Genomic DNA, 4,893 nt, shown 5'->3' on the forward strand with positions numbered 1-4,893 from the left:
TGCCATTTCATGCGTTCCTCTTTCCAGTAGGCATACCATTCTTTCTGGGAGCCGGGGCGAATGAAGAACTGCATTTCCATTTGCTCAAATTCGCGCATACGGAAAATGAACTGGCGGGCTACGATCTCATTCCGGAAAGCCTTTCCTATCTGGGCAATACCAAATGGGATTTTCATGCGGCCGGTTTTTTGCACGTTCAGGAAGTTCACAAAAATACCCTGGGCTGTTTCCGGGCGCAGGTATATTTCGCTGGCTTCGTCTGTTACGCTACCCAGCTGGGTAGAGAACATAAGGTTGAACTGGCGTACATCCGTCCAGTTATTGGTGCCGCTTACGGTACATTTTATATTGTTGGATTCTATGAGCTGTTTAAGGCCGGCGTAGTCGTTCTCCTTCAGCAGGTCGTTCATTTTTTGCAACAGGGCATCGCCGGCTTCCGGGGTCAGGGTTTCGGCATGCGCTTCCAGCAGGTGATCTACACGGTAGCGTTTTTTGCTATCCTTGTTATCGATCATGGGATCGCTGAAATTATCTACGTGGCCGGAGGCTTTCCAGGTAGTAGGGTGCATGAAAATGGCGGCATCAATGCCCACAATGTTCTCATGCATCTGGGTCATGCTCTTCCACCAATAGTCACGTATATTTTTTTTCAGCTCCGCGCCGTACTGACCATAGTCATATACCGCGCTTAGCCCGTCGTATATTTCACTGGATGGGAAAACGAATCCGTATTCTTTACAATGCGATATGATCGCCTGGAACTTGTTCTGATCTGTTGCCATAGTGGCGCAAAGATAAGGGGAATGTGAGAATGTGCAAATGTGCAGATATGCAGATGTGCAGATGGATTAAAATTATTTTAATATATTGATGACCAGCCAGTTGCTGAATTCATTTGCATATTTGCACATCAGCAGATCTGCACATTAATTCATCGTTTCCTCTTCCACCTCCACCTGCTTAATCCATACGGCATAGTCATTCGGGTAAATGCGGGCCCCGAAATGCTGTACATATACCCGGGTAAACTCTGCCCCAAAGTAAAGGATGGCAGCCGAATAATATACCCATAGGAGGATGATGACAATGGAACCGGCGGCTCCGTAGGTAGAGCCTACCTTGCTGGCGCCCAGGTAAAACCCGATGGCAAATTTACCCAGCATGAACAGGATGGCTGTGGCAACAGAGCCCACAATCACATCGCGCCAGCGGATCCGGGCATCCGGCAATACTTTAAAGATAACGGCAAACAGGGCGGTGATCACCGCAAAGGTAATGGCCCAGTTCACCAGGTATATAACAACCATGCCCACCTGCGGGAACAGGTTGGCCAGGTGCTTGTTAAAGATCTCTATAATACCATTCACTACCAGGGATACCAGCAATATGAATCCCATGCTTATTACCAGCGAAAAGGACTGCAGGCGGTTCATGATCATACGCACCAGGCCCTTACCCTTTTTGGGCTTGGATTTTAGCCGCCAGATGGTATTAATGGAATCCTGGATCTCTGCAAACACACCAGTGGCGCCAATGAACAGTGTTACAAAGCCTACAATGGTGGCCCAGCTCATATCCTGCGAAAGGGAGGCATTGCGGATCATTTGCTGTACCTGGATAGCGGCTTCACTGCCCACCAGCCCTTTGATCTGGCTGTACAGGGTGCCTTCTATGGCGTCCCGGCCCAGGAACAGGTCGCAGAAAAAGATGATCACGATCAACATGGGCGCTACGGAGAAAATGGTGTAGTAGGCCAGGGAGGCGCTTAGCTTCAGCACTTTGTCGTCGATAAAATCGCTGAAGGTTTGTTTGAGTATGGTCCAGTAAGCTTTTATCCGGGTAGAGAGCTGCATATATAAAGTTTTTCAGGCTGACAGGATGTGGTGATCCAAAATCGTACCTGTAAGCCATGTTCAGGATCCTGGCGGATCATTTCAGTTTTTCATTCTGCTGATGCCTGGTAGCATCCCGGATGTTCTTTTTATCAAAGTTCTTTTCCAGGGCTACCGTCATATCAATGCCGGTTTGGTTGGCAATGCAAAGCAGCACCCACATCACATCCGCCAGCTCATCGGCCAGGTCTTTCTTTTTATCGGATTCTTTAGCGGATTGATCGCCATACTGGCGGGCCATAATACGGGCTACCTCACCTACTTCTTCCGTTAAAATGGCCATATTGGTGAGCTCACTGAAATAGCGCACACCAGTGGTATTGATCCATTGATCTATTTTTTCCTGGGCCTCCTGTATGGTCATGCTCATGGCTTTATTTCCTTAAAGATAAAGGATTGGCATGGATATCGTTATATTAGCGGCAACCTATTGTATGCATATGAAACCATTTTCCCTTTTATTAATAGCCGGCGCCATGCTGGCTGTTAGCTGCCAGCAAAGCGGCACTACAACGGACCATACCAGTGACAGCACCCTTACACAAGGCGATACGGCTACAACTGCCAGCACCGGCCCTTTCGCCACCGGGCTGCAATGTTTTACGCAGGTGGTAGGGAAAGATACTGCCTTTCTGCACCTGGAAGCAGCCAACGACAGCATTAGCGGGCAGCTGGAGTACCACCGTTACGAAAAGGATTCCAATAAAGGAGACATTAAAGGAAGTGTGCAGGGCAACATCATCCGGGTACAATATCACTTTATGAGCGAAGGTATGATGAGCACCCGCCAGGAGGTGTTTAAACTGGATGGAGAGCGCCTGTATGCAGGCTTACCGGCTTCTTTTAATAACCAGGGCGAACCTGTTTTTGAGAAAGACCCGGCCAATATAAAGTTTGATACGGTTCCTTTTGTGAAAGTTCCCTGTCCTTAATGGTACGCATATACGAAGGGCCGGTTACTCCCTTGCCTGGGTATCTATGGTAATGGTCACCGGCCCGTCGTTCAGCAGGGCTACTTTCATATCAGCCCCGAAAATGCCGGTTTGCACGGGTTTGCCCAGGTCCTGCCCCAGCTGCGCAATCATTTTTTCATACATGGGAATGGCAATATCCGGCTTACTGGCGCGTATATACGAAGGGCGGTTGCCTTTTTTAGTGCTGGCATGCAGGGTAAACTGGCTTACCAGCAAAATATCGCCGCCGGTTTCTTTTACGGACAGGTTCATGACCCCGGCTTCATCGCCAAAAATGCGCAGGTTTGTTATTTTATTACTCAGCCAGGTAATGTCTTCCTGGCCATCCGCATCCTCAATACCCACTAATACCAGCAGTCCCGGCCCTATTTCACCGGTAATTTTCCCATCTACCGTAACAGAAGCCTGTGTTACCCGTTGTATAACTGCCCGCATATTCAATAATTTTGTGCGGAAGTTAATAAATTGCATACATGCAACCGGATATTTCCAGTGAGATCAGTTTCCGCACCGCCCGCAGCGGCGGCAAGGGCGGACAAAATGTGAACAAGGTGGAAACCATGGTGGAAGGTTATTTTAATGTAACGCAATCTGCCCTGTTAACCCCTGAACAAAAAACCTTAATACAGGAAAAGCTGGCCAACCGTATTAATGCGGAAGGCGTGCTGCAGGTACGCTCCCAGGAGGCCCGCACCCAGCTGGCCAATAAACAGCTGGTAGTTAAAAAAATGCAGGAGCTGGTACATAAGGCCTTAATTGTTCCTAAAAAACGAAAGGCATCCAAACCTAGCAAAGCCATGATAGAAAAGCGGCTGCAGCTCAAAAAACGCCTGTCGGATAAAAAACAGATGCGGCGGGGCGGGATGGAATAATAACGCTTACTTTTGATCAAAATTCAGGGCATTGAGCATTAAATCACTGGCAGGACAAACCATTTACTACGGATTAAGTAATATAGCGAGCAAGCTGCTCAACTATTTCCTGACGCCTTTTTACCTGGGAATACTGTCCCCTGCCGACTTTGGGGAGATGAACAACGTGTATGCCTACATTCCCTTCATGAATATTGTGCTTACCTATGGGATGGAAACGGCCTTTTTCCGCTTTGCCAAAAAGGATAACCGGCAGCAGGTGCTCAGCAGCGCAACCATTTCCCTGCTCATCTCCACGGTAAGCGTAACCTTTATATTATTCTTATTACGCGGTCCGGTAACCCATTCCTATGCGGGTAACCTGGCGGGGTTAACGGCCCATCCCGGGTTTTACTATTATGTAATACTCATCATGGCGTTTGATGCGCTAACAGCTATTCCCTTTGCGCAGCTACGGCTGGAGGGGCGGCCCATCCGTTATGCGGCCATTCGTATAGCCGGCATTGCGGCCACTGTTTTCTTTAACGTGTTTTTCCTGTACCTGTGCCCCCTGCTTTACCAGGCAGGCCACCACTGGGCGCCCAATGTGCAGGTGAATGCAGACCCGCTGGGGTATGTGTACCTGAGCAATATGCTGGGCAGCGGCTTAACCTTATTGTTGTTCCTCCCCCAGATCTTAAAGATCGAGTGGAAGTTTGATGCCGCCCTGTGGAAGCAGATGGTACAATACGCGCTGCCGCTGATCATTGTAGGTATGGCCGGTATGGTAAATGAAACCTTTGACCGGGCCTGGTTCCTGCCACAATTCCTGCCGGGTAATGATATGGAAGCTAAAAAGGTGATCATAGGGTTGTACAGCGCCAATTACAAGCTGGCCATCCTCATTACCATGTTCATACAGGCATTCCGGTTAGGAGCAGAGCCTTATTTCTTTAAACAGGCCGAAGGCGAAAATCCCCAACGGGTATATGCCCGTATTATGAAGCTGTTTGTAATACTGCTTTGCTTTATGTTCCTGTTTGTAAGCCTGTACCTGAATGTGTGGAAGATATTTTTACGCAAACCCTTCTACTACCAGGGTATGCGCATAGTGCCGGTGTTGCTGCTGGCCAATATGTTCCTGGGTATTTATTATAACCTTACCATCTGGTTCAA

Annotated in this window: 7 protein-coding genes; 3 read left to right on the forward strand and 4 right to left on the reverse strand. The window is 48.5% G+C overall.

Annotation, left to right across the window (positions count from 1 at the left end; all coding sequences use genetic code 11):
• The 3 genes from VIM87_RS02220 to VIM87_RS02230 all read right to left on the reverse strand — a co-directional run.
• Window positions 1–782: glycine--tRNA ligase (locus VIM87_RS02220; protein ID WP_331995389.1), on the reverse strand; the 782-nt coding region annotated here is incomplete at its 3' end.
• Window positions 783–926: 144 nt separating this feature from the next.
• A complete protein-coding gene (locus tag VIM87_RS02225) occupies window positions 927–1,853 on the reverse strand; it encodes a YihY/virulence factor BrkB family protein (protein ID WP_331995390.1) in 927 nt (308 codons plus the stop codon).
• 76 nt (window positions 1,854–1,929) lie between these two features.
• Window positions 1,930–2,256, reverse strand: coding sequence for a nucleotide pyrophosphohydrolase (locus VIM87_RS02230; RefSeq protein WP_331995391.1), 327 nt, complete (start codon window positions 2,254–2,256; stop codon window positions 1,930–1,932).
• 76 nt (window positions 2,257–2,332) lie between these two features.
• Here VIM87_RS02230 and VIM87_RS02235 point away from each other — a divergent pair, with 76 nt between their 5' ends.
• Window positions 2,333–2,824 carry a hypothetical protein gene (locus tag VIM87_RS02235; RefSeq protein ID WP_331995392.1) on the forward strand — a complete coding sequence of 164 codons (492 nt, stop codon included), beginning with the start codon at window positions 2,333–2,335 and terminating at the stop codon, window positions 2,822–2,824.
• A gap of 24 nt (window positions 2,825–2,848) precedes the next feature.
• On the opposite strand, the gene dtd is transcribed toward VIM87_RS02235, so the two are convergent.
• Complete coding sequence (gene dtd, locus VIM87_RS02240; protein ID WP_331995393.1) at window positions 2,849–3,301, reverse strand: D-aminoacyl-tRNA deacylase; 453 nt, start codon at window positions 3,299–3,301, stop codon at window positions 2,849–2,851.
• A gap of 38 nt (window positions 3,302–3,339) precedes the next feature.
• On the opposite strand from dtd, the gene arfB reads away from it, so the two are divergent.
• Window positions 3,340–3,738, forward strand: coding sequence for an alternative ribosome rescue aminoacyl-tRNA hydrolase ArfB (gene arfB, locus VIM87_RS02245; RefSeq protein ID WP_331995394.1), 399 nt, complete (start codon window positions 3,340–3,342; stop codon window positions 3,736–3,738).
• Window positions 3,739–3,769: 31 nt separating this feature from the next.
• Window positions 3,770–4,893: lipopolysaccharide biosynthesis protein (locus VIM87_RS02250; RefSeq protein ID WP_331995395.1), on the forward strand; the 1,124-nt coding region annotated here is incomplete at its 3' end.

This window comes from Chitinophaga sp. (genome assembly GCF_036569125.1).
In the GTDB taxonomy this organism is placed as follows: domain Bacteria; phylum Bacteroidota; class Bacteroidia; order Chitinophagales; family Chitinophagaceae; genus Chitinophaga.

Excerpts from the sequence above, each read along its gene's own strand:
- VIM87_RS02225 (WP_331995390.1), bottom strand. The coding sequence starts at position 1,853 with ATGCAGCTCTCTACCCGGATAAAAGCTTACTGGACCATACTCAAACAA.
- VIM87_RS02230 (WP_331995391.1), bottom strand. The coding sequence starts at position 2,256 with ATGACCATACAGGAGGCCCAGGAAAAAATAGATCAATGGATCAATACC.
- VIM87_RS02235 (WP_331995392.1), top strand. The coding sequence starts at position 2,333 with ATGAAACCATTTTCCCTTTTATTAATAGCCGGCGCCATGCTGGCTGTT.
- dtd (WP_331995393.1), bottom strand. The coding sequence starts at position 3,301 with ATGCGGGCAGTTATACAACGGGTAACACAGGCTTCTGTTACGGTAGAT.
- arfB (WP_331995394.1), top strand. The coding sequence starts at position 3,340 with ATGCAACCGGATATTTCCAGTGAGATCAGTTTCCGCACCGCCCGCAGC.